Here is a 24,936-nt window from a genome sequence, read left to right on the forward strand (position 1 = left end):
GCGCCCGTGTGGCGGGGTATGGGCGTGTTCGATGGACGGGACGGGAAGCGCTTCGTCTGGATCGGCGTCGGGCTGTTCGTCGCGGCGCTGATCGGACTCGCCCTCTTCAGGTACGTCGGAACGCTGCTCTTCGCGATCTTCGTCTACTACGCAACGCGGCCGCTCTATCGCCAACTCGATCGCGTCATCGACCACCCGAACGTGACGGCGACGGCTACGATCCTGTTCGTCATCCTTCCGATGGTGGCCGTCGTCGCGTACGCGGTCGTCGTCGCACTCCAAGAACTCGACCAGTTCCTCGCCGCGAGCGATCTCGGGGCGGCTCGGTCGGCCCTCGAGCCGTACCTGCAGCCGGTCCGACAGGGCAACGTCGGCGAACTCCGGGACGCGCTCGGTGGCGGGTCGATTTCGGGCCTGCTTCGGCAGGGGCTTCCGGGAGCCCTCGGCCGACTGCAGACGATCGCCGGATCGATCGTCTCGATTCTCGCCAGGTTCTTTCTCATGCTCACGATCCTCTTCTATCTCCTGCGGGACGATCAGAAGTTACGACGGTGGTTTTACGACAGTATCGATCACGACGCTGAGATCCGCTCGTTCCTCGAGGCGGTCGACGACGACCTCGAGACGGTCTTTCTCAGCAACCTCGCGGTCATCGCCGTCGCGGCTGCGACGGCTGCAGCCACGTATTACGGCCTCAACGTCGTCGCGTCGGCCGGCCCCGTCGTCGGAACGCCGGTGTTGCTCTCCCTGCTCATCGGGATCGGAACGCTGATCCCGGCCGTCGGCATGAAGATCGTCTACGTTCCCTACGGGCTCGTTCTCCTTTCGGCCGCGCTGACGACGCCGACGCCGCTCTGGCATCCGATCGCCTTTTTGGCTCTCACGTTCGTCGTCGTCGACACGATTCCGGACTTCTTCGCACGGTCGTTCCTGTCCGCCCGGAGCGGCGTTCACATGGGCCTCGTCCTGCTCGGCTACTTCCTCGGAACACTCGCATTCGGCTGGTACGGGCTGTTCCTCGGCCCCATCGTCGTCGTCCTCGCGGTGCACTTCGCGCAGTCGATCTTTCCCGGCCTCGCGTCCGACCTGCTGGGCGGCTGAGTTCGTCGGCGGTGCGTCCGGGTCGACTACTCGTAGGTGTGAAACTCGACGGCCTGCTCGAGCAACTCGTCCGGAATCGCGGGCACTTCCGCGTCCCGGACGGGACCGGCCGACTCCGTCTCGGCGACGTCTCGCGGGAACTCCCGCAACTCCCAGTGGATCGCGATGCCGGCCTTCGCGCCTTCGCCGAGCGCGATGGAGACCTGGTTGTGTCCCGGCGTCACGTCGCCGACCGCGAAGACGCCGTCGACGCTCGTCCGGCCGTGGTCGTCGACGGCGATCGTTCCGTCCGCGTTGATCTCGCAGCCCAGATCGGCCGCCAGCCCGTTGTGGTACTCCGAGCCGTACATCGCGAACCCGCCTCTGTACTCCCGCACCGAGCCGTCGGCGAACTCGAGCGCCTCGAGCCAGCCGTCCGCGCCGTTCCGGACGCCGGTAACGTCCTCGCGAATCACGTCGATCGGGTGGTCCTCGAGCATGGACGCGGTCTCGTCGTTCCAAGCCGGGTCGTCCCCGCGGAGCAGCAGGTCGACGTCGTCGGTGACGTTCAGCATGATCGCGGCGACGTGGGCCGCGCTGTCGCTGTGGCCCATCACGTAGACCGACTCGTCGACGAACACGTACGCGTCGCAGTGGAGGCAGTAGTGGAGCCCGCGTCCGGTCCGCGGGAGCGGCGGTCGGGGATGAACGTCGTCGAAGCCCGTCGCGATGACGACGCAGTCAGCGACGTACTCCGCGTCGGTGCCGCAGACGCGAACCCGTCCGTCCCCCGTCTCGCCGGCCGAGGTGACGAAATCCCGGATCACGTCGCAGCCGTCGGCCTCGAGCTGCTCGCGGCCGGTCTCGAGGAATTCGTTCCCGCTGGTCGCGTCGGTGACGCCGACGAGGTTGTGGACGTCCCGCATCATCGCCGCGCGGCCGCCGCCGCGCTCGACGACGGCCGTGGAGTGACCGAGTCGGGTGGTGTACAATCCCGCCGACAGTCCCGCGGGTCCGCCGCCGATCACGACGACGTCGTACTCGCGCTGGTCGGTCGAGTCGTCGGACATGGCGGTGCCCGTACACCGCGCAGTGTCAAAGTATCCGTGTGCGCGAACCGCCCACGACTCGAGGGGGATCGGCAGGTACCGGATAGCTGTCGTGCGGGACCGAGACGTTGCAGGGTATCATTGAAGCCAGTGGGTGGTGAGAGAGCGATGTATGAGCGATCAGGTCGTTCTGACGTCGAACACAGCTCCGGACGCCGTCGATGACGTCCCGCCGAGCGCCAAACTCGTGCTGACGGTTCTCGCACACGAAGGCTCCCTCACGCAGTCCCGTCTCGCCGAGGAGACGATGCTCCCCGCTCGGACGGTCCGCTACGCGCTCAACCAACTCGAGGACCACGCGCTCGTCGACTCGCAGATCTCCTTTTCGGACGCCAGACAGCACGTGTACTCCCTCAACGTCGATCGCTTCGCGGACGCACGCGCTCGGGACTCGCCCGAGTCGTGACGACCGACCGTCGGTGAGGGACGCGCCGGCAGTCCAGCCGTTCGACCGGCGTCGCCGGGACGGTGCGAAACGAGGCCGCGTGCGCGGCGGAGGCGGAAGGGTTTTGCGCCCGCGCTCGTCCGAACTACACCATGGCAGACTGCAGCGCACACCACGTCGGCATCACCGTCAGCGACCTCGAGGAGACGCTCGCGTTCTACCGGGACGTCCTCGATCTCCCGGTCGCGGATCGGTTCAGCGTCGGCGGGGAGGCCTTCGCCGACGCCGTCGGCGTCGCGGACGCGAGCGCCGACTTCGTCCACCTCGAGGCCGACGGCATCCGACTCGAACTCGTCGAGTACGATCCCGAAGCGGGCGGGTCCCCCGCAGCGGGGCTCAATCAGTCGGGCGCGTCACACGTCGGCCTCTCGGTCGACGATCTCGAGACGTTCTCCGAGGCACTCCCCGACGACGTCCCGACGATCAGCGAACCGCGAACGACGGAAAGCGGGACGACGATCATGTTTCTCCGCGACCCCGAGGGGAACCTCGTCGAAGTGATCGAGACCTGAGACGGGCGGGGCGGTCGCCGCGGGCGTCGTTACAGCGCGAGCAGTGAGGACGTCAGGGCGCGTTGCACGCCAGCGTCGACCGGACCTGTTCGACCTCCTCGTCGCACTCCGGACAGACGCGCTTCTCGGTCGCGATGTAGACGTCGCTACAGCGCGAGCAGTGGAACAGATTCCCGAACGAGTCGGAGATGCCGTCTCCGTCTCCCCGACCGTCGCCGCGGGTCGGTCGGGAACTCGCCGACTCCGGTTCGTTCAGCAGCGTCGATCGGACCCGTTCGCGGAGACGACGCGAGAACGACGCCGTGGTCTGTCGAATTCTCATACAGTAACCGACTGGTATATGAACGAAGTAGCTGATGTCTAAAATATTTGGAACGGATAGGTGTACCGTGGCACACGTCGGCCACCCGACGCCCCGCTCGGCCGGACGGATAGCAACCTTTTCGACCGTCGCGCGGCCACACCCGTCATGAACTTCTTCGACCGCTTGCACGACCGCATCCGAACGGTCGACAGCGTCGTCTCGGTCGGTCTCGACCCCGACCCGTCGCGCATTCCCGACCACCTTCGGGAGTACGACCTTCCCCGCTGGGCGTTCAACCGCCGCATCATCGACGCGACCCACGAACACGCCGCGATCTACAAGCCCAACGCGGCCTTCTACGAGGACCCCGACGGCTGGCGCGCACTCGAGGAGACGATCGCCTACGCCCACGGCAAGGGCGTCCCCGTCCTGCTGGACGCGAAACGCGCCGACATCGGGAACACGACCCGACAGTACGCGCAGTTGCTCGAGACCGTCGACGCGATCACGGTCAACCCCTACATGGGTCGGGATTCGCTGCAACCGTTCCTGTCGAACGAGGAAGCCGGCGTCTTCGTCCTCTGTCGGACCTCGAACCCGGGCGGGGCGGACATCCAGGATCTCGAACTCGAGACCGGGGAACCGGTCTACGAGCGCGTGGCGGCGCTGGCAGATCTCTGGAACGAGAACGACAACGTCGGGCTCGTCGTCGGCGCGACCCAGCCCGAAGAACTCGAGGCGCTGCGCGAGCAGGTTCCGGATCTCCCCTTCCTCGTCCCCGGTATCGGGGCCCAGGGCGGCGACGCGGAGGCGGCCGTCGAGTACGGACTGGCCGACGGCGTCGGGCTGGTCAACTCCTCGCGCGGCATTATTTTCGCCGGAGAAGATAGCGAGGCGCGAAGCGCCTCGGACAGTCGAGCGGCGGAGCCGCGAGACGACGACGGCGAGGAGTTCGCAAGCGCAAGCGGGCAGGCCGCGAAGCGACTGAAGAAGCGGTTGAACCGGTACCGCGAGTAGTGTCCTGCCGATCGGGACCCTCGCCGACGCCGAGCGACTCGCCAGCAGGCAGCGGGTGGCGGTCACAACGTCGGTGCGCTGGCGTTCGGCGACCGGTTAGCTGAATTGAGGCGCTAAGCCCCCTTCCTCAGCGAGCGCCGAAGGCGCGAGCAGGGAGGGGATACAGCGCCGCTCGTTTTTAAAACCGGTTGATCTCCACGTCGTCGTTCCCGGGTCCGGGCCGGGCCTGGGAGGCGCAGTCGGTACACAAGTCCATGCTGTCCTCGAAGTGGACCTCGCACGCGAGCGTGCCGCAGTTGGAACACCGTTCCGTGGCGGGACGGGACTCACAGATCTGACAGAGGCCACTGACGCTCATATCTCGAGGAACGGGCTCGAGGGGCTTGAAAGCGAGCCCGGCACGTTCGTCCGGGGCCGCCGCGGCCGTCGTTCGCGCCGCCCGATTTCGATTCGACGGTCCGTCCCGGCCGTCACGGCCGCGCCGAGTCCGCTGCGCGCCGGCGAAACGGTCACCCGACTGTCGGGGCTACCGGCGTCGGTTTCTCCCGCTCGGTGGGCATACTGTGCCATACAGTGGCAATACACGGGAAGGCTTTTGCCATGTGCTCGACTAACAGGGAATATGAGCCGTGACCGGGCTCTCCTCGAGCGAGCCCTGGACCGTGGCGAACAGGACGGTGGCAACGTCGAATTCAAGGAGCGACTGTCACGAGACGTCCACCTCGAGGGTGGACGGCGCGAGAGCCTGGCCGCGCAACTTCGACATCGATTGCTCTCGGGCGACGGCGAGGCGACGTACGTCGTCGGCGTCACCGACGACGGCGGACTCGCCGGCGTCGACCCCGACACCTTCTCCGAGACGATGGACGTCCTCTCCTTGCTCGCCGAGGAGGCCGACGCCCACATCGAGGACGTCCAGACATGGGGAATCAACGACGGACTCGTGGGGGTCGCACAGGTTCGCGAGGGCGGCGTCCTCGAGACGGACGACGAACACGTCGTCGTCGGGACGGCGGGTCACGTCGACCACGGCAAGAGCACGCTCGTCGGCTCGCTGGTGACGGGAAAACCCGACGACGGGGACGGTGCGACTCGCGCGTTCCTCGACGTACAGCCCCACGAGGTCGAACGGGGGCTCTCCGCCGACCTGTCCTACGCCGTCTACGGCTTCGACGAGGCGGGACCGGTCCGGGTCCGGAACCCCAACCGCAAGGCCGACCGCGCGGACGTCGTTCAGGAGGCCGACCGGCTCGTCTCGTTCGTCGACACCGTCGGCCACGAGCCGTGGCTCCGGACGACGATCCGCGGCCTCGTCGGGCAGAAACTCGACTACGGGCTGCTGGTCGTCGCCGCCGACGACGGCCCGACGCGGACGACGCGAGAACACCTCGGTGTCCTTCTCGCCACCGACCTCCCGACGATCGTCGCGATCACCAAGACCGATACCGTCGACGAGGACCGCATCGAGGACGTCGAGCGCGAGGTCGAACGGCTCCTCCGCGAGGTCGGCAAGTCGCCGCTTCGGGTCAGTCGCCACGGCGTCGACGCCGCCGTCGAGGAGATCAGCGAGCGGGTCGTCCCCATCGTCGAAACCAGCGCGATCACGATGGACGGCCTCGAGACGCTGGACGAACTGTTCGACCGCCTCCCGAAGACGTCCCGTGACACCGGCGAATTCCGGATGTACGTCGACCGCAGCTATTCGGTCACGGGCGTCGGTGCGGTCGCCTCGGGAACGGTCATGTCGGGCGAGGTCGAGGCCGGCGACGAACTCCTCATCGGGCCGATGTCGGACGGCCGCTTCCAGGAGGTCGAGGTTCGCTCGATCGAGATGCACTACCACCGGGTCGACAAGGCGCAGGCGGGCCGGATCGTCGGCATCGCGCTCAAGGGCATCAAGGAGAGCGCGATCGAGCGCGGGATGGTCCTGCTCCCGCGGGATTCCGACCCCGAACCCGTCCGGGAGTTCGAAGCCGAAGTCATGGTGCTCAACCACCCTACCCGGATCGGCGAGGGCTACGAACCCGTCGTCCACCTCGAGACGATCGGGGAAGCTGCGGCTTTCTACCCCGAGAACGGCCGCCTACTACCGGGCGACACGGGCGAGACGACTGTCCGGTTCAAGTTCCGTCCGTACCTCGTCGAGGAGGGGCAGAAGTTCGTCTTCCGCGAGGGTCGCAGCAAGGGCGTCGGGACGGTGACCGACGTCTCCCCGATGGAGTGACTGGTGGCCAGGAACGCGATTCCGAACCGGAAGCCGACTTGACTGACCGGCCGTCTTCGACCTGCTCGTCGTCACACGTCTGCGGTTTGGCTCACGACACGCCTCTCTTAGACGGTAACACATATACATTAGACGCGACTAAACCGACGTGACCGGTGATCTCGCCGTGCGACAGTATCCCTGCAACTCCTCTCACGCATGACCGGCTGGCTCGAGATCCTCGTCACCGCGTTCGTTCTGCAGCTGTCGGTGCTCCCCGGCGAGAAGGTGCAGTTCATCATCGCGGGGCTGGCGACACGATACGATCCCCGGATCGTGGTCGCCGCCGCGGCGAGTGCCTTTGCCGGCTGGACGGCCCTCGAGATCCTCTTCGGAGCGGCGATTCAGGGCGTGTTACCGCCCGTCTACCTCGACGCGATCACGGCGGGGTTGTTCCTCCTCTTTGCGGCGTTGCTCGTCAGGTCGGCCCCCGAAACGAGCGAGCAATCGGCGGTGGCCAATGGCGGTGGGACGACGGCCGACGCGATCGACGTCTCGATTCTCGGCCGCGACATACCGCCGTACCTCCGCGGGTTCGTTCCGATCTTCGCCCTGATGGCCGTCGGAGAGTTCGGTGATAAAACACAGCTCGTCACGATCGGTCTCGCGGTGCAGTACGGGGCCCACCCCGCAATCTGGGTCGGCGAGATGCTCGCGATCGTTCCCGTGAGCGCGGCCAACGCCTACTTCTTCCACCGGTTCTCTCACCGCTTCGACGCCAGACTGGCCCACCTCGCCGGCGCGGGACTCTTCGTCTTTTTCGGGCTCGATACCGTGTTGGAGATCCTGACGGGAATTTCGATCTGGGAGGAGATCGTCGAGACGATCTCCTCGGTGCTTCTCGGATTCCACCCGGTGTGACTGGGGAATCGAAACCAAAGTTGGTATGTCTCCCTCGGTTCCTCACCCTAGACAAGATGGTACAGACGAGCGTTATCGGTTGTGGAAACATGGGGAGCGCCCTGATCAAGGGCCTCTGGCAGTCCGGGAACCATACGATAGTCGCGTGCGACCTCGATCCCGACGCACTCGAGGGGGTCGCCGACTACGTCGACCGCACGACGTCGGACGTCTCTGACGCGTCCGACGCCGATGTTGTCATCGTCGCGGTGAAACCGGACATCGTCGGCGCGGTCCTCGAGGATCTCGATCTCTCGCCCGAGCAGACGCTGCTCACTATCGCTGCGGGCGTCTCTACCGACTACGTCGAAGCGCGGACCGACGCGAACGTCGTCCGGATCATGCCGAACCTTGCCGCCGAGACGGGCGACATGGCCGCGGCCGTGACTACCGACGGCATCACCGACGAGGTCCGAGCGCTGCTCGACGACGCCGGCGAGTTCGCCGAGGTCGACGAGGAGAAGATGGACATCGCGACCGCGGTCAACGGAAGCGGGCCGGCCTTCGTCTTCTATCTCATTCAGGCCATGGCAGACGCGGGCGTCGAGGGCGGTCTCGAGCCCGGCGACGCCGAAACGCTGGCCGCCCAGACGTTCAAGGGGGCGGCCGAGACCGTTCTCCGATCGGACCGGAGCGTCGACGAGTTGATCGACGCGGTCTGCTCGCCCAACGGGACGACGATCGAAGGGATGGAAGTCCTCTGGGAGAGCGACGCCGACGCCGAGGTCAGGGAGGCGGTGAAGGCGGCCGAGGAACGGTCGGCGGAACTCGCGGCCGAATTCAACGATGAGTAAGGGGCTCGAGGAAGCGGCCGTCGCCGAGGCGAGGCAGCTCGCCGCCGACGCGGACCGCGTGATCGTCAAGGCGGGGACGAACTCCCTGACCGACGCGGAGTCGAATCTGGACGACGGGAAACTCGACAAGCTCGTCGACGACATCGAGGACCTCCTCTCGCGGGGCAAGGACGTGATCCTCGTCTCCTCGGGCGCAGTCGGAGCCGGGATGGGACGGATCGCACAGGGCAGCGAGACCCTCGAGGAGACGCAAGCCCTCTCGACCGTCGGCCAGAGCACCCTCATGCACCGCTACACCGAGAGCTTCGCGCGATACGACCGGACGGTAGCCCAGCTCCTCCTGACTCAGCACGACCTCGAGAACCCCGAACGGTTCACGAACTTCCGGAACACGGTCGAGACGCTGCTGGACTGGGGCGTCGTGCCGATCATCAACGAGAACGACGCGGTCGCGACCGAGGAGCTCCGGATCGGCGACAACGACATGCTCTCGGCCGCAGCGACGATGGGCGTCGACGCGGACCTGCTGGTCACGCTGACCGACGTCGGCGGCGTCTACACCGGGAACCCGAAAGAGAACACCGACGCCGAGCGCATCGAGGCCGTCGGACGCAACTACGATACGGTTCAGGACATCATCTCCGAGAGCACGACCGACGGGTTCGGCGGGATCCAGACGAAAGTCGAGGGCGCGCGCGACGTCAGCGAACACGGGATTCCGGCCGTCATCGCGAAGTCGACCGAGCCCGACGTGCTCGCGAAGATCGCTACTGCCAAGCCCGTGGGGACCATATTCGTCCCCATCAACGGTGTGAGCGATGACTGAAACCGACATCGAACGCGACGTCGACGAGGCACAGACCGCAGCCCTCGCGCTCGCGAACCGCTCCGACGAGGACCGGAACGCGGCGCTGCGCGAGATCGCCGACGCGATCGAAGCGCGGACCGACGAGATCCTCGCGGAAAACGAGAAAGACGTCACCGAGGGCGAACGGCTGCTCGAGGCGGGCGAGTACACGCAGGCGCTCGTCGATCGGCTGCAGCTCTCCCAGTCGAAGATCGAGGACATCGCCGAGATGGTCCGCAGCGTCGCCGAACAGGACGACCCGCTCGGAAAGACGCTCTCGGCACGGGAACTCGACGACGATCTCGAGCTGTACAAGGTCGCCGTCCCGATCGGCGTCGTCGGAACGGTCTTCGAATCGCGACCCGACGCGCTCGTCCAGATCGCCGCGCTCGGCCTGAAGTCGGGGAACGCCGTGATCCTCAAAGGCGGCAGCGAGGCGCTCCACTCCAACCGAGTCCTGTTCGAGATCATCGAGGAGGCCGCGGCGGACGCCGGGATGCCCGACGGCTGGGCTCAGCACGTCGAGGCGCGTGAGGACGTCGACGCCCTCCTCGAGATGGACGACGCGATCGATCTCCTGATGCCGCGGGGGAGCTCCGAGTTCGTGCGTTACATCCAAGACAACACCAGCATCCCCGTCCTCGGTCATACGGAGGGGATCTGTCACGTCTACGTCGACGACGAAGCGGACCTCTCGATGGCCGAGGAGATCGCCTACGACGCCAAGGTCCAGTACCCGGCGGTCTGCAACGCCGTCGAGACGCTGCTGGTCCACGAGGACGTCGCCGAAGAGTTCTTGCCGGCGATCGCGGACCGCTACGAGACCGCCGGCGTCGAGATCCGCGGCGACGAGGCTACCCGCGAGATCGTCGACGTCGACGCGGTGACCGACGCCGACTGGGACACCGAGTACGGCGATCTGATCGTCTCGATCCGGATCGTCGACTCGCTCGAGACCGCGATCGATCACGTCACGACCCACGGCTCGAAGCACACCGAATCGATCGTGACCGAGGACGCCGACCGGGCGAGCGCCTTCATGCGCGGCATCGACTCCGCGAGCGTCTTCCACAACGCCTCGACCCGGTTCGCCGACGGCTACCGGTTCGGTCTCGGTGCCGAGGTCGGCATCAGCACGGGCAAGATTCACGCCCGCGGTCCCGTCGGGCTCGAGGGACTGACGACCTACAAGTACCATCTCGAGGGCGACGGCCAGCTCGTCGCCAGCTACGCGGGCGAAGACGCCAGGCCGTTCACGCACGAGGCGTTCGACGGCGACTGGAACCCCGGCCGCCTGTTCGACGAGTAGCGGTCGGACCGTTCGATTCGGACGACACGCTCTCGGAATCCGTTTCTCGGGCCGCACGCACGGCTAGTATCGGTAGTAGCAGCAGCGGGATCGGTATTGTCGGCTCACCGCTCGGTTTCGAACACGCCGATCCGCTCGCGGAGCCGGTCGAACCGTTCTGATTCGTCTCGCTCAGGGTCGGACGGGGCCGCCGGCCCGTCGGACCGAGTGTGAGGTTCGCGGGCGGTCACGCCCCGCGTGAACCACGGCTACAGACCGAAGGAGTCGACGAGCAGGTCCTCGTCCGTCTCGCCGTGCACGTACGTCGGTCCGCCGACGACGTCGATCGTCACCGCCGCGGGCGCGAAGAGGTCGGACGGAACCTCCGCGAACTCCCAGTCGAGGTCGTCGAAGACCGCGCCGAACGGCCGGCCGTGGTCCGCCGCCGCGGTCGACGGTACGGAGTCGAAAATATCGGCGTCCTCGCGGACGGTGAGGTGCGTTCGCCCGCCGTACGCGATCGCGTCGTTCGTCCGCGCGATGGCCGTCCGCTCGTCGCCCGCGACGGGTGCGACCGGCGCGCGACCGGTCGCCGAGACGATGTCGAGGGGATCGTAGCCCAGTTCGGCGAGCCTGAACGTCGCGAGTTCGGCGGCCCGGGCGGCGTTCGTAATGCTCCCGACGATGCTGGCGGTCCGATAGGCCAGCAGGAAGACGCTACTCGGCTCGACTTCGGCGAGTTCGGCGACCTGGTCGGCCGCGGCGACGGTCGGATCGTCCGCGGTCTCGACGGCCAGCGCCGTCAGATCGAACGCGTCGGTGTACCCGACGCGGCGAAACTCCTCCTCTTCGGCTACCAGCGCGCGAGCGGGACCGCTGCCCAGCCCCTCGAAGTCCGCGGTGGTTAGCTCCCAGCCGGCCTTCTGGGAGCACAGCAGCGAGAGCGCCGGCTGGTCGGTCGAGAGCTCAACGTACGGGAGCGACGCGTCGCCGAGTTCGCCCAGCTCGTAGCTCGGCGTCGCCATCCCCGCCGTCTGAATCTCGGTCAGCAGCAGTCCGGCTTCGATCCCTCCCTCGAACTCGAGTCCGAAGTCGAGTACCGTCGATTCGTTCTCGAGGTCGTAACCGCCGATGTTCAACTCCTCGGCGTAATCGAGGGCCTCGTCGACCAGCTCGATCGCCATCCGATTGAGACTTTCCATGCACCGGGATTCAGCCTCTGGGGTAAAACCGTTTGTCCGTTGGCGCCCGACCGACGGCTGACGATCGGCGACGATATTCGTCGCGACGCTCGGACGCTTCGACGTCGATTCTCGGCCCGCTCGCGGCGCTCACTCCGCTCGGTTTGTGGCGGGACGGCCGAGGTGCTCCTCGACGGCGTCGACCTTCTCCGACGCGTCGACGTCGCGGGTCCGCTTGTCGTCGATCTTCAGCACCGTACTGATGCGATCGCCGTCGACGGCGTCGTGGGCCGCCTGCGCGGCCGCGAACAGCTCGTCCGTCGTCTCGGCTTCGATCACCGTCCCCATCGGGTTCGTCTCGTAGGTGACATCGTACGCCTCGAGCGCGTCGACCGCTTTCGCGACCTCGCTGGCCATGCTGTCTTCGATCACCGGTGCGACGCTCAGTAGCGCGACTACCGTCATGGGGTCGTGAACGGTCTGGGGGGCCCTAAATTCGGGGGGGAGGGGCATCCGCCACGGCTGACGCGGCCGACGCGGCGCGCTCGCGCCGCAGTCTGCCGGTTCCAACGGCTGCGTCGCTGGCCGAGTAGTGTGGTTCCGTCGTGTGAAAAACGATCAGTGGCGGCTGCGAAGGCCGGCATCCGACCGGGGTCAGCGCGTCGGCGTGCCCGGCGTCTCCGCAGGCGGGTAGATGATGACGTCGCCGTTCGCGTAGACGTACACCTCGTGTTCCAGGGCGGTAAAGGCGATGTGACCGCCCGTGCGATCGGAGCCGTCCGCCTTCTTGCTGAAGATCCGGTCGAGCGCGTCGGGGTCGACGCTATCGTACAGGGAGAACTCCCCCTGCGAAACGTCGGTGTCGGCGATCGACGCGAGGGCGTGGACGATCGTCGTGGTGATCGTCGCGGTCCCGTCGGTATCGTGGTGAAACACGTACCGGTCGTTCGTTTGATCGTACTGGAGGTTGTCCGTGCCGTCTGCCGGTGAAAGTTCCGTCTGCATTGCTCTATCTGATCGCTCAATCACGTATTAGACCGTAGTTACTCACAGTATAAAAGCCACTCGTCACTGACAATAGTCTCTATGTATGAAATAGTATCGAGCATTAATAAGAGATGTTGAAACTGTGATGAATAAATTGTTTACGGCCGTTCACTTCTATTCTTGCGGCGTCACACCGCGGGAGACTCACGACAATCGAACTGTTTCGTCGGTAACGAGCTGTTGCTATCGATCGAATCCGGTCTCTTAACCGCGAGCGGCGGTTCGTCGGACCGCTTGCCACGGCCGCCCGCGGGCTTATCCACGTCCGCATCGAATCGACCTGTATGGTTACTGATTCAGTCGACGATATCGCGTCGGAACTCGAGGCGCTCGAGGGAAAGTTGCCCGCCGCCGCCGACGAGGCAGCGGTCGAGCGCATGCACCTCGTCGCGCGCACCCTCGACGAGGGGATTCGTGTCCCGGGAACGGATTTCAAGATCGGTGTCGATCCGATCATCGGGGTCCTTCCGGGAGCCGGCGACTCCGTCGCGGCGGTCGTCTCCCTGTACCTCGTCGCCGAGTCCGCTCGCATGGGCGTCTCCCGGTCGACGCTGGTCAGGATGCTCGCGAACATCGGCGTCGACACCGTGATCGGCTCAATCCCCGTCCTCGGAGTCGCGTTCGACGCCGTCTGGAAAGCCAACAAGTGGAACCTGCAACTCGCCCTCGAGGACCTCGCCGACGGGGACGGCGACTCCGAGGACGGACCGGACGTCGTGGCCATCGACTAGGCTGCCTCGCCGTGTCGTACTGCGTACTGCGTTCTGCGACGAGCGAGAAACACCGTTTTCGAGTCGCTCCGAACCAGTTGGAGCCGTCCGCCTCAGCGGCCGTGTGACGGGGGCGTCTGCCGGGATATCGCGTCGGCGGAACGAACGGGTCGGACGCAGGTCGTGACCGAGCATAGACGGTATCCGGTTTTCAGCCGCTGTCGACACTCCTCGAGTCCGGACGGGGGAGACCGTCGTCGACTGGTGTCGCGTGTGGGCGGACTCGGCGGAGGCTCCGCTCGAGACGAGCCCCGACGGACCGGTGATCGATTCCGATCTCGAGCGTCTCTGGGCGATACCACGAAATTACGATCCGTTTCGGTGAGCGGAACCGTTCGGACGGCCGTTTCACAGTAGTCGGCACTGTACGTACAACGCCTCCGTGTGTCCGAGATGACGGCGGCTGCCACCGACCCGCTCTCGAGTTCTCCGTCGCTGTGCTCGCAGCACCGCAGTTCTCTCGAATTCGGAACGAGTTCTCTGGACACGAGTTCTCGTGATGCTACGCAACGCTCGAGGTATCGTGTTCGGCAAAATGCGGTGGCTGGAATTCGAACAACGCCGGGACGTTCCGGGTCGTTCGCTCGGCTCACGTCCCGAGCTGCGACTCGTCTCGTTCGAATCCAGGACGACTTCACGGCTCACGGATGGCGAGCACACGCTAGCGGTGCCCGCGGGAATCGTTCGCCGTAGAAGTGCGTTGGCTGGGATTTGAACCCAGGTTGTGACCATGGCAAGGTCACGTGATACCACTACACTACCAACGCGCTTGCGACACCGTGACGCCGGCGTTGACCTCGCGTCCACCTGAACGAAATCGTCACGTATACTTATAAATGACGAACTTCGGAACGAAAATCTCGCCGACAGTTTGCCGCGACCGTCCGACTCACGGTATCGCGGACCTCGAGCAAACGCACGGCCCGCGGAAACGGGCGATTCGCGGATAGTGAACACACGACACGAGACGCTCGCCGGAGAAGTGCGCGGCTGGGTGTCGAACCATGCCCGAGTACCTGTTCTCATCGGTCGCAGAACCGCCTAATTCGAATTCAGAGCGAGTTCCGTCGCTCACGGAGTTGCTCGTGGCAGAAATGCGATAGCTGGGATTCGAACAACGCCGAGACGTTCCGGGTCGTTCGCTCGGCTCACTTCCCGGGCCGAGCTCGTCTCGTTCGAATCCAGCAAGACTTGGCGGCTCACGGATGACGAGCACACGCCACGCGGTGCTCGCGGGAATTGTTCGCCGTAGAAGTGCGCTGGCTGGGATTTGAACCCAGGTTGTGACCATGGCAAGGTCACGTGATACCACTACACTACCAGCGCCCGGCTGCACTCATACCTACTGCCGGAGGGATGTATAAGGGTTGCGAATCGATTCGACATCGGCACGCTGCGGCACGGTGATTCTCGAGGACGATGCGCCGGAACCGGCAACATAATCCGCATCCGGCCGCGTGACGATCGGGACCAGTTACCGAACGAGAGTGTGTGTCCGTTCGGCACGAATTCGGGGTTGTGAGGCGTTGACAGCCGGAATCGAATCCGCTATTCTTTTAAGACCCTCTCCGCAATACATCGCTACAGTCTAGTGACGCGGCGCCGAAGCGTCTCGGCATGACCGTCAGCGTACTCGTCCCGTCGTCGCTCACCCGGGAAGCCGAGGACAAACGCGAGGCAACTCGCAAACTCGGATACGTCGCCCGCGCGGCGACGATCTTCCGGGCCGATCGCCTGATCGTCTACCCCGATCGGGAGGGCGAAACAGGGCGATTCGACGGCGGGTTCGTAAGCACCGTACTGCGGTACGCCGCAACGCCCCCCTATCTCCGCAACGAGGTCTGGGGGATGCGGGACGAACTGGAGTACGCGGGCGTCTTGCCGCCGCTCCGCGCCATGTCACAGACCGGCTCCGAATCTACCGGTTCGGGGTCGTCAAGACAAGGAATCGTGACCGAGGTCGGACCTGAAGGGCGCGTCCGGGTCAATTGCGGACTGCAACACCCGATCTCCCTCAACGTACCGCCGAAAATGGCGGTCGAGGAGGGGGAGCGCGTGACCGTCAGGATCTCTTCGCGACGACCGGTCCGGGCGAAGCTCGAAAACGTTCCCCTTCCGGGGCTCTCGATCGAGCAGACGGACCTGCAGGCAGCGCTCGGCCGTGAGGACGCCGGCGTCCGTATCGCGGCCTCCCGATTCGGTGAAGAACTCACCGTCGGGCGGCTCGAGACGCTGGCCGGACGCGTCCAGCGCGACGGGATGACCGTCGCCTTCGGCGCGCCCGAGAGAGGGCTGCCGGCTATCCTCGGAATCGAGGAATCGGCCATCGAAGCGTCGTCCGGACAGGGTGACGCGGCCGATAACGGAGTCGAACCCACTGCCGATCCGGGGTTCGACCTCTGGCTAAACACGGTTCCGGATCAGGGAAGCGAGGTCGTGCGGACGGAGGAGGCTCTGTTCGCCACCCTCGCGCCCCTCTCACTGAGAGAGTGATAGAATGCCACAAGCAAATACACCACGCAAAGGCTCACTCGGGTTCGGCCCACGAAAGCGTGCGACCAGCGAGGTCCCACGCTTCAACTCGTGGCCGGACGACGACGGACAGCCGACGCTCCAGGGCTTCGCGGGCTACAAGGCCGGCATGACCCACGTCGTCATGGTCGACGACCAAGCGAACTCGCCGACCGAGGGGATGGAACAGACCGTCCCCGTGACGATCGTGGAGACGCCGCCGATGCGCGCCGTCGCACTGCGAGCATACGAAGACACGCCGTACGGTATGAAGCCGATAACCGAGGTCTGGACCGACGAGTTCGTTCCCGAACTCGATCGCGTTCTCGACCTTCCCGGTGACGACTACGACACCGACGCCGCCACGGACGAGCTCCGTGCCCTCCACGAGGAGGGACGCGTCGACGACGTCCGCGTCATCACCCACACGGTCCCGGGGGACGTTCCCTCGGTGCCGAAGAAGAAACCGGACGTGATGGAAACGCGCGTCGGCGGCGGCTCCGTCGACGACCGCGTCGACTTCGCCCTCGAGGCGATCGAGGACGGCGGCGAGCACGTCATGAACGACGTGTTCCGCGCCGGCGAGTACGTCGACGCGAGCGGCGTCACGAAAGGGAAAGGGACGCAGGGCCCCGTCAAGCGATGGGGCGTCCAGAAACGCAAGGGCAAACACGCCCGGCAGGGCTGGCGTCGCCGCATCGGCAACCTCGGCCCGTGGAACCCGTCCCGCGTCCGCTCGACGGTCCCCCAGCAGGGGCAGACCGGCTACCACCAGCGGACGGAACTGAACAAGCGCCTCGTCGACATCGGCGACGGCGCTGACGCGACGGTCGACGGCGGCTTCGTCAACTACGGCGAAGTCGACGGGCCGCACGCGCTGATCAAGGGCTCGCTCCCCGGGCCGCAGCAGCGTCTCGTACGCTTCCGCCCGGCGATCCGACCCGGAGACCAGCCGCGCCTCGATCCCGAGGTTCGCTACGTCTCCACCGCATCCAACCAGGGATAACACATGGACGCAACAGTACGAAACCTGGACGGCTCGGACGCGGGCACGGTCGAGCTCCCGGCGGTCTTCGAGACCCAGTACCGCCCGGACTTGATCGGCCGCGCCGTGCGCGCCGCACAGGCAAACCGAAAACAGGACTACGGCTCCGACGAGTTCGCCGGCCTCCGAACGCCGGCCGAATCGTTCGGCAGCGGCCGCGGGATGGCCCACGTTCCACGACAGGAGGGTCGCGCACGACGCGTTCCCCAGGCCGTCAAAGGACGCAAGGCCCACCCGCCGAAAGCCGAGAAGGACCAGTCCGAATCGATCAACACGAAAGCAAAGAAACTGGCCGTCCGCAGCGCCATCGCTGCGACGACCGACGCCGAACTCGTCGCCGAGCGCGGCCACGAGTTCGACGAAGACGTCGAGATCCCCGTCGTCGTCGACGACGAGTTCGAGGACCTCCAGAAGACCGCCGAGGTCGTCGACTTCCTCGAGGCAGCCGGCCTCGCGGACGACATCGAACGCGCCGACGAGGGTCGCAGCGTCCGCTCCGGGCAGGGGAAAGCCCGCGGCCGCAAGTACAAGACGCCGACGTCGATCCTCTTCGTCACCTCGAGCGAGACCGGCCCGTCGCGAGCGGCCCGGAACCTCGCGGGTGCCGACGTGACCACCGCAGCGGAGGTCAACGCGGAGGATCTCGCGCCCGGCGCACAGCCCGGACGGCTGACCGTCTGGACCGAGAGCGCACTCGAGGAGGTGGCCGACCGATGAGCTCGGTCATCGAACACCCGCTCGTAACCGAGAAGGCGATGAACGACATGGACTTCGAGAACAAGCTCCAGTTCGTCGTCAACCCGGACGCGACCAAGCCGGAGATCCGCGACGAGATCGAGAAGCGGTTCGAGATCTCGGTCCGGAACATCAACACGCAGGTAACGATGAAGGGGAAAAAGAAAGCGATCGTCCGCCTGGACGAGGAGGACGACGCACAGGAAGTCGCTTCGCGAATCGGGGTGTTCTGAGAATGGGACGACGCATTCAGGGACAACGACGCGGTCGCGGGAGCTCCACGTTCCGCGCCCCCTCCCACCGGTACAAGGCGAAGCTCGATCACAAGAACGAGGAAGACGACGATCTCGTCCGCGGGACGGTCGTGGACATCGAACACGACCCGGCCCGATCGGCGCCGATCGCCGCCGTCGAGTTCGAGGACGGCGATCAGCGACTGATCCTCGCGCCCGAAGGCATCTCCGTCGGCGAGGAGCTGCAGGTCGGCGTGAGTGCCGAGATCAAGCCCGGTAACACGCTCCCCCTCGCGGAGATTCCCGAAGGGGTGCCGGTCTGTAACGTCGAGGCGAACCAGGGCGACGGCGGTCGATTCGCTCGCGCCTCGGGGACCAACGCGGACCTGATCACCCACGACCGCAACGCGGCGGTCATTCAGCTTCCCAGCGGCGAGGTCAAGCGCCTCGATCCGCAGTGTCGCGCCACCATCGGCGTCGTCGCCGGCGGCGGGCGCACGGAGAAGCCGATGGTCAAGGCCGGGAACAAGTATCACAAGATGAAAGCTCGGGGCACCAAGTGGCCCCGCGTCCGCGGTGTCGCGATGAACGCCGTCGACCACCCGTTCGGTGGCGGCGGCCGACAGCACCCCGGCAAACCCAAGTCCGTCTCGCGGGACGCCCCGCCGGGACGGAAGGTCGGTGACATCTCGTCCCGACGCACCGGTCGAGGTGGCAACAAATGAGTCAGGAGTACCGAACCGGCCGCGAAGGTGAGTTCACCTACCGCGGCTACACGCTCGAGGAGCTGCAGGAGATGGAGCTCGACGAGGTTGTGGAACTGCTACCCGCTCGACAGCGGCGAAGTATCGAACGCGGCCTCTCCGTCGAGAAGGAGAAGCTTCGCGAGGAGGCCAGCGAGAAGGGCGAAGAGGAGACGGCGAACGACCCGATCCGGACGCACCTGCGGGATATGCCGATCCTGCCCGAGTTCGTCGGACTGACCTTCGAGGTCTACAACGGACAGTCGTTCGAGCGCGTCCGCGTCGAACCCGAAATGATCGGCCACTATCTCGGCGAGTTCCAGCTAACGCGGACCTCCGTCGAGCACGGACAGGCCGGTATCGGCGCGACCCGATCGTCGAAGTTCGTCCCACTGAAGTGATCCACGTATGGGAATCAACTACTCAGTCGACGCCGACCCCGACGCCACGGCGAAAGCCATGCTTCGGGAGCGTCATATGAGCAACAAGCACAGCAAGGAGGTCGCACGCGAGATCAAGGGTCGAACCGTCGGCGAGGCCCGGGCGTATCTCCAGGACGTGATCGACGAGGTACAGTCGGTGCCGTTCAAGTCCCACAACACCGGTGCCGGACATCGATCCGACATCGACGGCTGGGACGCCGGCAAGTACCCGGAGAAGGTCTCCAAGGAGTTTCTCGACCTGCTCGAGAACGTCGAGGCCAACGCGGATCACCAGGGCTTCGACGGCGAGTCGATGGAGATCGTCCACGTCGCCGCCCACAAGGTCGGCGAGTCCGTCGGTCGCAAGCCCCGCGCGATGGGACGTGCGTCCTCGTGGAACACGCCGCAGGTCGACGTCGAGATCGTCGTCGAAGAAGTCGACGAAACAGCGGAGGACGATAGCTAATGGCTGACGAACACCAATTCATCGAGAACGGCCTTCAGCGGTCCCAGATCGACGAGTTCTTCCAGGAAGAGCTCGGCCGCGCGGGCTACGGTGGTATGGACGTCGCCAAGACGCCGATGGGAACCCAGATCGTCCTCAAGGCCGAGAAGCCCGGGATGGTCATCGGCAAAGGCGGCGAGAACATCCGAAAGGTCACGACGGCCCTCGAGGAGAAGTTCAACCTCGAGGACCCTCAGATCGACGTACAAGAGGTCGAGGAACCCGACCTCAACGCGCGCATCGTCGCGGACCGACTGGCCAACGCGCTCGAGCGCGGCTGGTACTTCCGGAAAGCCGGTCACACGACGATCGACCGGATCATGGAAGCCGGCGCGCTCGGTGCGGAGATCGTCCTCTCGGGGAAGGTCACCGGCGCGCGTTCGCGCGTCGAGAAGTTCAACCGCGGCTACATCAAGCACAACGGCGAGCCCGCCGAGGAGGTCGTCGACCACGGGCAAGGCGTCGCGGTCATGAAGCTCGGCACCATCGGTGTCGACGTCAAGATCATCCCGCCGGGTGCGGAGCTGCCCGACGACTTCGCGGTCAACGAGGACATGGACCCGGAGGAGGTCGTTCCGGACGCCGTCGAAGTCAACGAGGAAGGCGGTGTCGCGGAACTCCTCGAGGGTGAACCGGAGGAGGCCGACGCCGCCGACAGCGGTGCCGAGGCCGCGGCCGACGAGGCCGTCGAGACCGAGGCCGAGGCCGACCTCGACGAGGACGTCGTCGAGGAGGTCATCGAGGAAGAGGTCGAGTCCGACGCCGACGAGGAGTTCGAAGAAGTCGAGGTCCCCGGCGGCGACGAGGACGTCGAGGAAGAACTCGAGGAGCTCGAGGACGACGTCGAAGCGGAAGCCGAGGAGCTCGTCGAGGAGATGGAAGCCGACGCGGACGACGCGGACGACGCGGACGAGGGAGGTGACGCCTGATGGCGATCCTCCACGTCGAAGAGATCCGCGACATGACCCCTGCCGAACGGCAGGAAGAACTCGAGGAACTCGAGACGGAACTGCTGAACCAGAAGTCCGTCCTCGCCGCCGGTGGCGCCCCGGAGAATCCGGGCCGCATCGGCGAGCTGGGTCGTACCATCGCCCGGATCAAGACGATCCAGCGCGAGGAAGGCGACCTCGAGGACGAAGCGGACGCCGAATAACGTATCCACACACAATGGCACTGACACCCGAAACGCTGCCGCGACACGAACTCAACGGGCTCCCCGTGCGAGTCGTCGAGAGCGACGACGCCGCGCGTGTGGGGCTGGAAGGCCGCGTCGTCATCGAGACGACGAAGACCCTGTCGATCGAGATTCGTGACGACGGCGAGTCTCGGGTCGTGATGGTGCCGAAGTCGGGCTCGACGTTCGAGTTCGCGATCACAGATGACGCCGCCGGTCTCGAGAAGGGATCGGGGACTGCGTCCAAACTGGCCGACACTCAACCTGCTGCGGCGGAGCAATCCGCCACAGCGGACCGAGCCGGCGGCGACGCCGCCGGCTGTCGCGACGACGCCCCCTCGCGGGACCGCCGTCGCGCTGCCGGCGAGGATGTAGCCTACGTTACGGTCGATGGATCGCGGCTGCTCTCACGGCCCGCCCGACGCACGGAAACGAGTGGTGACTCACCATGGCAATAGGACTAGACGTTGAAACCCCTCCGGAACCAGAGAACCCGGAGGAATACGACTACGAGAAGTGTCCGTTCTACGGCGAACTCTCCGTTCGAGGGCAGATCCTCGAGGGGACGGTCGTCTCGACGGACATGGACAAGACCGTAGTCGTCGAGCGAGAGTACGATGTGGCGGTCCCGAAGTACGACCGACACATGAAACGACGCTCGCGCATCCCGGCACACGTACCGGGCGTGCTCGAGCCGCTCTCGGTCGGTGACACGGTCAAGATCGCAGAGACCCGACCACTGTCGAAGACGAAATCGCACGTGGTCGTCGAAGTAACCGAAGAAGCGACTGCGGCGGACCTCGCCGAGCTCACGAGTCAGGCCGAGCCTGAGCCGGAGCTCTCCGACGAGGACCTCGCCGCGGCCGACGAGGGTGATCAGTGATGGAGGCGATGAAGGCCGACGTCACGCAGGGCCTCAAGAAAGGGTCTTTGGTCACGTGCGCCGACAACACCGGCGCGCGGGAGCTGAAGGTCATCAGCGTCGCGGGCTACCACGGCACCAAGAACCGCCAGCCGAAGGCGGGGATCGGTGACAAGGTGACCGTTTCGGTCACCAAGGGTACCCCGGAGATGCGCCGACAGGTCCTCGAGGCGGTCGTCGTTCGCCAGCGGAAGTCGATCCGCCGGCCGGACGGGACGCGTCTCAAGTTCGAGGACAACGCGGCGGTCATCATCGACGAGAACGAGGAGCCCCGCGGCACCGAGATCAAGGGGCCGATCGCCCGCGAAGTCGCAGAGCGCTTCGGAGCAATCGCCAGCACGGCGACGATGATCGTATAGATATGACCAAGCAACCACACAAACAGCGAACCCAGACGGAACGCGCGCCGCTGCACAAGCGACAGAAGCAGCTGCACGCGACGCTGTCCGACGAGCTCCGCGAGGAGTACGACACCCGTCGAACCCGCGTCAACGCGGGCGACACGGTCGAGGTCATGCGTGGCGACCACGCCGGCGACGAAGGCGAGGTCCTGCGCGCGATTCTCGAGGATGGAACCATCCACGTCGAGGACGTGACCGTCGAGACGGCCGACGGCGAGGAAGTGCCACGGCCGCTCGACCCGTCGAACGTCCGCATCACGGCGCTCGACCTCGAGGACGAGCGTCGCGAGGCGCGTCTCGAAGGTGATAGCGAATGACGAAACACCAGAAACGACTATCGGTACCGAAGTCCTGGCCGGTCGAGCGAAAGACCGAGACCTTCACGGTCAAGGCCGACGCCGGTCCCCACGGTGAAGACGGCGTGCCGCTCGTCGTCCTCCTGCGGGACGTGCTCGGCTACGTGGACTCGCGGAAGGAAGCACGGTACGCCCTCTCGGAGGACGCGATCCTCATCAACGGGGACCCCATCAACGACGAACAGCGCCCGATCGGCATGTTCGACATCGTGGCGTTCCCCGCTCGAGCGGAGTACTATCGCGTCTTCCCCGACGAGGGCGGTCGGCTCGCGCTGACCGAGATCGACGAGGAATCGGCCCAGAGCCGCCTCGGCAAGATCGTGAACAAGCAGCAGGTGACGGGTGGCGATACCCAGTTGACGCTGCACGACGGCACGAACGTCATCGTCGACAACGACGAGTACACGCCGAAAGACTCGATCGTCGTCGACAACGAGGACAAGTCCGTCGTCGCGCACTTCCCCTACGAGGAAGGCGCACTCGTGACCGCCGTCCGTGGCAACCACGGCGGAAAGGTCGGCGAGATCGACGCGATCGACGTCACGCCGGGCAGCGGCTCGAACAGCGTCGGCGTCTCCACGGACGACGACGGCTTCGAGACCGTCGAAGAGTACGTCGTCGTCATCGACGAGAACTTCACGAGCGACGCGGAAGCGTCGGAAACCGCGAGCGGAGGTGCGGACGATGAGTGAAGCTGACGCTGGCGACTTCCACGAGATGCGCGAACCGCGTGTCGAGAAAGTCGTCGTCCACATGGGCGTCGGCCAGGGCGGTCGCGAACTCGGCAAGGCCGAGGACATCATCGAGGAGGTCACCGGGCAGGAAAGCGTCCGGACCCAGGCGAAGAAGACCGAACCCGACTTCGGGATTCGTCAGGGCGATCCGATCGGCGCGAAGGTCACCCTCCGCGACGACGACGCCTACGCGTTCCTCGAGAAGTCGCTGCCGCTGACGGAAATTTCGCCGGCGCAGTTCGACGACACGGGGAACTTCAGCTTCGGTGTCGAGGAACACACCGACTTCCCAAGCCAGGAGTACGACCCGAACGTCGGGATCTACGGGCTGGACGTCACCGTCAACCTGGTGCGTCCGGGCTACCGCATCGCCAAGCGCGACAAGGCAACCCGATCGATCCCGTCGAAGCACCGACTGACCCCCGAGGACGCAGTCGCGTTCATCGAGGCCAACTTCGACGTGAGCGTGGAGGGCACGGACGATGAGTGAAAGCGAAACAGAAGAAAACGACCACACGGGCGAGCACGCAGCGAAGCGAACGGGGCAGGTCGAGTCCTGCCAGCGCTGTGGCCGCGAGCAGGGACTTGTCGGGAAGTACGACATCAATCTCTGCCGGCAGTGCTTCCGCGAGATCGCCCGCGACATGGGATTCAAGAAGTACCGATAATATGACCGGAAACGATCCACTCAGCAACGCGCTCTCGGGACTCGATAACGCCGAGAGTGTGGGTCATCTCACCCACGAGGTAACGCCCGCCTCGAACGAGATCGGCAGCGTGCTCGAGGTCTTCTACGACCGCGGGTACATCGACGGCTTCGAGTACGTCGACGACGGCAAAGCCGGTCAGTTCGAGGTCGAATTGAAAGGAGCGATCAACGAGTGCGGCCCCATCAAGCCCCGCTACGCCGTTGGTGCCGAGGACTTCGAGAAGTGGGAGAAGCGCTATCTCCCGGCTCGAGACTTCGGTGCGCTCGTCGTCACGACGAGCAGTGGCATCATGAGCCACTACGAGGCGCGCGAGCAGGGTATTGGGGGTCAGGTGATCGCATACGTCTACTAATCATGCGAGTCGAACTGGAAATCCCCGAGAACGTAACCGTCGAGGTCGACCGTTTCGATGTGACCGTCGAGGGCCCGGAAGGCAGCGTTACGCGCCGCCTCTGGTACCCCGACGTGACCGTCGAGACCGACGACGACCAGGTGGTAATCGAGAGCGGTGCCGAGGACGCGAAGACGAATTCGACCGTCGGCACCTTCGAGAGCCACATCACCAACGCCATCCACGGCGTGACCGAGGGCTGGGAGTACGAGATGGAAGTCTTCTACTCTCACTTCCCGATGCAGGTCCGCGTGGAGGGCGACGAGGTCGTCATCGAGAACTTCCTCGGCGAAAAGGCACCGCGACGAACGACTATCCACGGTGAGACCGACGTGACCGTCGACGACGAGCAGCTCGTCCTCTCCGGTCCCAGCAAGGAAGACGTCGGACAGACGGCCGCCGACATCGAGCAGCTGACGAAGGTCCGCGGCAAAGACACCCGTATCTTCCAGGACGGGGTCTACATCACCAACAAACCCGCCAAAGGAGGTGCCTGA

At 65.5% G+C, this 24,936-nt stretch carries 34 protein-coding genes and 2 tRNA genes; 28 read left to right on the plus strand and 8 right to left on the minus strand.

Annotated elements, in window-relative coordinates; genetic code table 11:
• Positions 1-18: 18 nt before the first annotated feature.
• Positions 19-1,101 carry an AI-2E family transporter gene (locus BMX07_RS23140; RefSeq protein ID WP_090623461.1) on the plus strand — a complete coding sequence of 361 codons (1,083 nt, stop codon included), beginning with the start codon at positions 19-21 and terminating at the stop codon, positions 1,099-1,101.
• A 26-nt stretch (positions 1,102-1,127) separates the two neighbouring features.
• Here BMX07_RS23140 and BMX07_RS23145 read toward each other — a convergent pair whose 3' ends face one another.
• A complete protein-coding gene (locus BMX07_RS23145; protein WP_090623465.1) occupies positions 1,128-2,150 on the minus strand; it encodes an NAD(P)/FAD-dependent oxidoreductase in 1,023 nt (340 codons plus the stop codon).
• Between the two features lie 151 nt (positions 2,151-2,301).
• On the opposite strand from BMX07_RS23145, the gene BMX07_RS23150 reads away from it, so the two are divergent.
• Together BMX07_RS23150 and BMX07_RS23155 are read left to right on the plus strand one after the other, a co-directional pair.
• Complete coding sequence (locus tag BMX07_RS23150) at positions 2,302-2,595, plus strand: MarR family transcriptional regulator (protein ID WP_090623468.1); 294 nt, start codon at positions 2,302-2,304, stop codon at positions 2,593-2,595.
• Positions 2,596-2,726: 131 nt separating this feature from the next.
• Positions 2,727-3,146 carry a VOC family protein gene (locus tag BMX07_RS23155; RefSeq protein WP_090623471.1) on the plus strand — a complete coding sequence of 140 codons (420 nt, stop codon included), beginning with the start codon at positions 2,727-2,729 and terminating at the stop codon, positions 3,144-3,146.
• Between the two features lie 52 nt (positions 3,147-3,198).
• Here the strand turns inward: BMX07_RS23155 and BMX07_RS23160 are convergent, their stop codons facing one another.
• Positions 3,199-3,468 (minus strand): hypothetical protein, encoded by a 270-nt coding sequence (locus BMX07_RS23160; RefSeq protein WP_090623476.1) that lies wholly within the window; start codon positions 3,466-3,468, stop codon positions 3,199-3,201.
• 147 nt (positions 3,469-3,615) lie between these two features.
• Between BMX07_RS23160 and pyrF the strand changes: the two genes are divergently transcribed.
• Entirely contained in the window at positions 3,616-4,467 is an 852-nt protein-coding gene (pyrF, locus tag BMX07_RS23165) for an orotidine-5'-phosphate decarboxylase (protein WP_090623481.1), read from the plus strand.
• A gap of 178 nt (positions 4,468-4,645) precedes the next feature.
• Here pyrF and BMX07_RS23170 read toward each other — a convergent pair whose 3' ends face one another.
• On the minus strand, positions 4,646-4,825 hold the full coding sequence (locus tag BMX07_RS23170; protein WP_090623485.1) for a hypothetical protein: 180 nt from the start codon (positions 4,823-4,825) through the stop codon (positions 4,646-4,648).
• A 264-nt stretch (positions 4,826-5,089) separates the two neighbouring features.
• Here BMX07_RS23170 and BMX07_RS23175 point away from each other — a divergent pair, with 264 nt between their 5' ends.
• From BMX07_RS23175 to BMX07_RS23195, 5 genes are all read left to right on the plus strand, one after another.
• Positions 5,090-6,691: a GTPBP1 family GTP-binding protein gene (locus BMX07_RS23175; protein ID WP_090623488.1), complete on the plus strand. Its 1,602-nt coding sequence runs from the start codon at positions 5,090-5,092 to the stop codon at positions 6,689-6,691.
• 198 nt (positions 6,692-6,889) lie between these two features.
• Positions 6,890-7,591, plus strand: coding sequence for a TMEM165/GDT1 family protein (locus BMX07_RS23180; protein ID WP_090623493.1), 702 nt, complete (start codon positions 6,890-6,892; stop codon positions 7,589-7,591).
• Positions 7,592-7,647: 56 nt separating this feature from the next.
• The gene (proC, locus tag BMX07_RS23185) at positions 7,648-8,424 is read left to right on the plus strand and encodes a pyrroline-5-carboxylate reductase (protein ID WP_090623497.1); all 777 of its coding nucleotides are present in this window, start codon (positions 7,648-7,650) and stop codon (positions 8,422-8,424) included.
• Positions 8,417-9,250, plus strand: a complete 834-nt coding sequence (gene proB, locus BMX07_RS23190; protein WP_090623502.1) for a glutamate 5-kinase — start codon at positions 8,417-8,419, stop codon at positions 9,248-9,250. The genes proC and proB overlap by 8 nt, the downstream gene beginning before the upstream one ends.
• The gene (locus tag BMX07_RS23195) at positions 9,243-10,580 is read left to right on the plus strand and encodes a glutamate-5-semialdehyde dehydrogenase (protein ID WP_090623506.1); all 1,338 of its coding nucleotides are present in this window, start codon (positions 9,243-9,245) and stop codon (positions 10,578-10,580) included. Before proB ends, BMX07_RS23195 begins: the two co-directional genes overlap by 8 nt.
• Positions 10,581-10,828: 248 nt before the next feature.
• On the opposite strand, the gene mch is transcribed toward BMX07_RS23195, so the two are convergent.
• The 3 genes from mch to BMX07_RS23210 form a co-directional block, all read right to left on the minus strand.
• On the minus strand, positions 10,829-11,761 hold the full coding sequence (mch, locus tag BMX07_RS23200) for a methenyltetrahydromethanopterin cyclohydrolase (RefSeq protein WP_090623509.1): 933 nt from the start codon (positions 11,759-11,761) through the stop codon (positions 10,829-10,831).
• 129 nt (positions 11,762-11,890) lie between these two features.
• Positions 11,891-12,205, minus strand: coding sequence for an MTH1187 family thiamine-binding protein (locus BMX07_RS23205; RefSeq protein ID WP_090623513.1), 315 nt, complete (start codon positions 12,203-12,205; stop codon positions 11,891-11,893).
• A gap of 189 nt (positions 12,206-12,394) precedes the next feature.
• Positions 12,395-12,745 (minus strand): HalOD1 output domain-containing protein, encoded by a 351-nt coding sequence (locus tag BMX07_RS23210; protein WP_090623518.1) that lies wholly within the window; start codon positions 12,743-12,745, stop codon positions 12,395-12,397.
• A gap of 326 nt (positions 12,746-13,071) precedes the next feature.
• On the opposite strand from BMX07_RS23210, the gene BMX07_RS23215 reads away from it, so the two are divergent.
• Positions 13,072-13,518 (plus strand): DUF4112 domain-containing protein, encoded by a 447-nt coding sequence (locus BMX07_RS23215; RefSeq protein ID WP_090623522.1) that lies wholly within the window; start codon positions 13,072-13,074, stop codon positions 13,516-13,518.
• A gap of 735 nt (positions 13,519-14,253) precedes the next feature.
• On the opposite strand, the gene BMX07_RS23220 is transcribed toward BMX07_RS23215, so the two are convergent.
• A tRNA-Gly gene (locus BMX07_RS23220) sits at positions 14,254-14,324 on the minus strand.
• 488 nt (positions 14,325-14,812) lie between these two features.
• Positions 14,813-14,883: transfer RNA gene (locus BMX07_RS23225), tRNA-Gly, on the minus strand.
• A 291-nt stretch (positions 14,884-15,174) separates the two neighbouring features.
• Between BMX07_RS23225 and BMX07_RS23230 the strand changes: the two genes are divergently transcribed.
• From BMX07_RS23230 to BMX07_RS23315, 18 genes are read left to right on the plus strand one after another with little or no spacing between them, the layout of a single operon-like run.
• A complete protein-coding gene (locus BMX07_RS23230; RefSeq protein ID WP_090623525.1) occupies positions 15,175-16,050 on the plus strand; it encodes a putative RNA uridine N3 methyltransferase in 876 nt (291 codons plus the stop codon).
• A gap of 4 nt (positions 16,051-16,054) precedes the next feature.
• Positions 16,055-17,074: a 50S ribosomal protein L3 gene (locus tag BMX07_RS23235; RefSeq protein WP_090623529.1), complete on the plus strand. Its 1,020-nt coding sequence runs from the start codon at positions 16,055-16,057 to the stop codon at positions 17,072-17,074.
• A gap of 3 nt (positions 17,075-17,077) precedes the next feature.
• Positions 17,078-17,830, plus strand: coding sequence for a 50S ribosomal protein L4 (gene rpl4p, locus BMX07_RS23240; protein ID WP_090623533.1), 753 nt, complete (start codon positions 17,078-17,080; stop codon positions 17,828-17,830).
• Positions 17,827-18,081, plus strand: a complete 255-nt coding sequence (locus tag BMX07_RS23245; RefSeq protein ID WP_090623536.1) for a 50S ribosomal protein L23 — start codon at positions 17,827-17,829, stop codon at positions 18,079-18,081. Before rpl4p ends, BMX07_RS23245 begins: the two co-directional genes overlap by 4 nt.
• A 2-nt stretch (positions 18,082-18,083) precedes the next feature.
• Positions 18,084-18,806, plus strand: coding sequence for a 50S ribosomal protein L2 (locus BMX07_RS23250; RefSeq protein ID WP_090623546.1), 723 nt, complete (start codon positions 18,084-18,086; stop codon positions 18,804-18,806).
• On the plus strand, positions 18,803-19,225 hold the full coding sequence (locus tag BMX07_RS23255) for a 30S ribosomal protein S19 (RefSeq protein WP_090623552.1): 423 nt from the start codon (positions 18,803-18,805) through the stop codon (positions 19,223-19,225). The genes BMX07_RS23250 and BMX07_RS23255 overlap by 4 nt, the downstream gene beginning before the upstream one ends.
• Positions 19,226-19,232: 7 nt before the next feature.
• Positions 19,233-19,712: a 50S ribosomal protein L22 gene (locus tag BMX07_RS23260; protein ID WP_090623556.1), complete on the plus strand. Its 480-nt coding sequence runs from the start codon at positions 19,233-19,235 to the stop codon at positions 19,710-19,712.
• Positions 19,712-20,680 (plus strand): 30S ribosomal protein S3, encoded by a 969-nt coding sequence (locus tag BMX07_RS23265; RefSeq protein ID WP_090623560.1) that lies wholly within the window; start codon positions 19,712-19,714, stop codon positions 20,678-20,680. The genes BMX07_RS23260 and BMX07_RS23265 overlap by 1 nt, the downstream gene beginning before the upstream one ends.
• The gene (gene rpmC, locus BMX07_RS23270; RefSeq protein ID WP_090623565.1) at positions 20,680-20,904 is read left to right on the plus strand and encodes a 50S ribosomal protein L29; all 225 of its coding nucleotides are present in this window, start codon (positions 20,680-20,682) and stop codon (positions 20,902-20,904) included. The genes BMX07_RS23265 and rpmC overlap by 1 nt, the downstream gene beginning before the upstream one ends.
• A 14-nt stretch (positions 20,905-20,918) precedes the next feature.
• Positions 20,919-21,383: a ribonuclease P protein component 1 gene (locus BMX07_RS23275; protein WP_090623569.1), complete on the plus strand. Its 465-nt coding sequence runs from the start codon at positions 20,919-20,921 to the stop codon at positions 21,381-21,383.
• Positions 21,374-21,808, plus strand: a complete 435-nt coding sequence (locus BMX07_RS23280; RefSeq protein WP_090623575.1) for a 30S ribosomal protein S17 — start codon at positions 21,374-21,376, stop codon at positions 21,806-21,808. The genes BMX07_RS23275 and BMX07_RS23280 overlap by 10 nt, the downstream gene beginning before the upstream one ends.
• Positions 21,808-22,206, plus strand: coding sequence for a 50S ribosomal protein L14 (locus BMX07_RS23285; RefSeq protein WP_006180012.1), 399 nt, complete (start codon positions 21,808-21,810; stop codon positions 22,204-22,206). Before BMX07_RS23280 ends, BMX07_RS23285 begins: the two co-directional genes overlap by 1 nt.
• A gap of 2 nt (positions 22,207-22,208) precedes the next feature.
• Positions 22,209-22,565: a 50S ribosomal protein L24 gene (rplX, locus tag BMX07_RS23290; protein WP_090623578.1), complete on the plus strand. Its 357-nt coding sequence runs from the start codon at positions 22,209-22,211 to the stop codon at positions 22,563-22,565.
• On the plus strand, positions 22,562-23,296 hold the full coding sequence (locus tag BMX07_RS23295) for a 30S ribosomal protein S4e (RefSeq protein ID WP_090623581.1): 735 nt from the start codon (positions 22,562-22,564) through the stop codon (positions 23,294-23,296). Before rplX ends, BMX07_RS23295 begins: the two co-directional genes overlap by 4 nt.
• The gene (locus BMX07_RS23300) at positions 23,289-23,828 is read left to right on the plus strand and encodes a 50S ribosomal protein L5 (RefSeq protein WP_090623694.1); all 540 of its coding nucleotides are present in this window, start codon (positions 23,289-23,291) and stop codon (positions 23,826-23,828) included. Before BMX07_RS23295 ends, BMX07_RS23300 begins: the two co-directional genes overlap by 8 nt.
• Positions 23,821-24,006: a 30S ribosomal protein S14 gene (locus BMX07_RS23305; protein WP_090623585.1), complete on the plus strand. Its 186-nt coding sequence runs from the start codon at positions 23,821-23,823 to the stop codon at positions 24,004-24,006. The genes BMX07_RS23300 and BMX07_RS23305 overlap by 8 nt, the downstream gene beginning before the upstream one ends.
• A 1-nt stretch (position 24,007) precedes the next feature.
• Positions 24,008-24,400: a 30S ribosomal protein S8 gene (locus tag BMX07_RS23310; RefSeq protein ID WP_006180007.1), complete on the plus strand. Its 393-nt coding sequence runs from the start codon at positions 24,008-24,010 to the stop codon at positions 24,398-24,400.
• 2 nt (positions 24,401-24,402) lie between these two features.
• Complete coding sequence (locus tag BMX07_RS23315) at positions 24,403-24,936, plus strand: 50S ribosomal protein L6 (RefSeq protein ID WP_090623588.1); 534 nt, start codon at positions 24,403-24,405, stop codon at positions 24,934-24,936.

This window comes from Natrinema salaciae (genome assembly GCF_900110865.1).
In the GTDB taxonomy this organism is placed as follows: domain Archaea; phylum Halobacteriota; class Halobacteria; order Halobacteriales; family Natrialbaceae; genus Natrinema; species Natrinema salaciae.

Bases quoted from the DNA above. Each gene is read 5' to 3' on its own strand.
- BMX07_RS23265 (WP_090623560.1), top strand. From the start codon at position 19,712: ATGGCTGACGAACACCAATTCATCGAGAACGGCCTTCAGCGGTCCCAG.
- BMX07_RS23310 (WP_006180007.1), top strand. From the start codon at position 24,008: ATGACCGGAAACGATCCACTCAGCAACGCGCTCTCGGGACTCGATAAC.
- BMX07_RS23140 (WP_090623461.1), top strand. From the start codon at position 19: ATGGGCGTGTTCGATGGACGGGACGGGAAGCGCTTCGTCTGGATCGGC.
- BMX07_RS23230 (WP_090623525.1), top strand. From the start codon at position 15,175: ATGACCGTCAGCGTACTCGTCCCGTCGTCGCTCACCCGGGAAGCCGAG.
- BMX07_RS23275 (WP_090623569.1), top strand. From the start codon at position 20,919: ATGGCACTGACACCCGAAACGCTGCCGCGACACGAACTCAACGGGCTC.
- proC (WP_090623497.1), top strand. From the start codon at position 7,648: ATGGTACAGACGAGCGTTATCGGTTGTGGAAACATGGGGAGCGCCCTG.
- BMX07_RS23210 (WP_090623518.1), bottom strand. From the start codon at position 12,745: ATGCAGACGGAACTTTCACCGGCAGACGGCACGGACAACCTCCAGTAC.
- BMX07_RS23285 (WP_006180012.1), top strand. From the start codon at position 21,808: ATGGAGGCGATGAAGGCCGACGTCACGCAGGGCCTCAAGAAAGGGTCT.
- BMX07_RS23255 (WP_090623552.1), top strand. From the start codon at position 18,803: ATGAGTCAGGAGTACCGAACCGGCCGCGAAGGTGAGTTCACCTACCGC.
- BMX07_RS23280 (WP_090623575.1), top strand. From the start codon at position 21,374: ATGGCAATAGGACTAGACGTTGAAACCCCTCCGGAACCAGAGAACCCG.
- BMX07_RS23195 (WP_090623506.1), top strand. From the start codon at position 9,243: ATGACTGAAACCGACATCGAACGCGACGTCGACGAGGCACAGACCGCA.
- BMX07_RS23160 (WP_090623476.1), bottom strand. From the start codon at position 3,468: ATGAGAATTCGACAGACCACGGCGTCGTTCTCGCGTCGTCTCCGCGAA.
- BMX07_RS23235 (WP_090623529.1), top strand. From the start codon at position 16,055: ATGCCACAAGCAAATACACCACGCAAAGGCTCACTCGGGTTCGGCCCA.
- BMX07_RS23175 (WP_090623488.1), top strand. From the start codon at position 5,090: ATGAGCCGTGACCGGGCTCTCCTCGAGCGAGCCCTGGACCGTGGCGAA.
- BMX07_RS23300 (WP_090623694.1), top strand. From the start codon at position 23,289: ATGAGTGAAGCTGACGCTGGCGACTTCCACGAGATGCGCGAACCGCGT.
- proB (WP_090623502.1), top strand. From the start codon at position 8,417: ATGAGTAAGGGGCTCGAGGAAGCGGCCGTCGCCGAGGCGAGGCAGCTC.
- BMX07_RS23155 (WP_090623471.1), top strand. From the start codon at position 2,727: ATGGCAGACTGCAGCGCACACCACGTCGGCATCACCGTCAGCGACCTC.
- BMX07_RS23250 (WP_090623546.1), top strand. From the start codon at position 18,084: ATGGGACGACGCATTCAGGGACAACGACGCGGTCGCGGGAGCTCCACG.
- BMX07_RS23260 (WP_090623556.1), top strand. From the start codon at position 19,233: ATGGGAATCAACTACTCAGTCGACGCCGACCCCGACGCCACGGCGAAA.
- BMX07_RS23180 (WP_090623493.1), top strand. From the start codon at position 6,890: ATGACCGGCTGGCTCGAGATCCTCGTCACCGCGTTCGTTCTGCAGCTG.
- rplX (WP_090623578.1), top strand. From the start codon at position 22,209: ATGACCAAGCAACCACACAAACAGCGAACCCAGACGGAACGCGCGCCG.
- BMX07_RS23150 (WP_090623468.1), top strand. From the start codon at position 2,302: ATGAGCGATCAGGTCGTTCTGACGTCGAACACAGCTCCGGACGCCGTC.
- BMX07_RS23295 (WP_090623581.1), top strand. From the start codon at position 22,562: ATGACGAAACACCAGAAACGACTATCGGTACCGAAGTCCTGGCCGGTC.
- mch (WP_090623509.1), bottom strand. From the start codon at position 11,761: ATGGAAAGTCTCAATCGGATGGCGATCGAGCTGGTCGACGAGGCCCTC.
- BMX07_RS23245 (WP_090623536.1), top strand. From the start codon at position 17,827: ATGAGCTCGGTCATCGAACACCCGCTCGTAACCGAGAAGGCGATGAAC.
- BMX07_RS23305 (WP_090623585.1), top strand. From the start codon at position 23,821: ATGAGTGAAAGCGAAACAGAAGAAAACGACCACACGGGCGAGCACGCA.
- BMX07_RS23145 (WP_090623465.1), bottom strand. From the start codon at position 2,150: ATGTCCGACGACTCGACCGACCAGCGCGAGTACGACGTCGTCGTGATC.
- rpl4p (WP_090623533.1), top strand. From the start codon at position 17,078: ATGGACGCAACAGTACGAAACCTGGACGGCTCGGACGCGGGCACGGTC.
- pyrF (WP_090623481.1), top strand. From the start codon at position 3,616: ATGAACTTCTTCGACCGCTTGCACGACCGCATCCGAACGGTCGACAGC.
- BMX07_RS23205 (WP_090623513.1), bottom strand. From the start codon at position 12,205: ATGACGGTAGTCGCGCTACTGAGCGTCGCACCGGTGATCGAAGACAGC.
- BMX07_RS23215 (WP_090623522.1), top strand. From the start codon at position 13,072: ATGGTTACTGATTCAGTCGACGATATCGCGTCGGAACTCGAGGCGCTC.
- BMX07_RS23315 (WP_090623588.1), top strand. From the start codon at position 24,403: ATGCGAGTCGAACTGGAAATCCCCGAGAACGTAACCGTCGAGGTCGAC.
- BMX07_RS23170 (WP_090623485.1), bottom strand. From the start codon at position 4,825: ATGAGCGTCAGTGGCCTCTGTCAGATCTGTGAGTCCCGTCCCGCCACG.
- rpmC (WP_090623565.1), top strand. From the start codon at position 20,680: ATGGCGATCCTCCACGTCGAAGAGATCCGCGACATGACCCCTGCCGAA.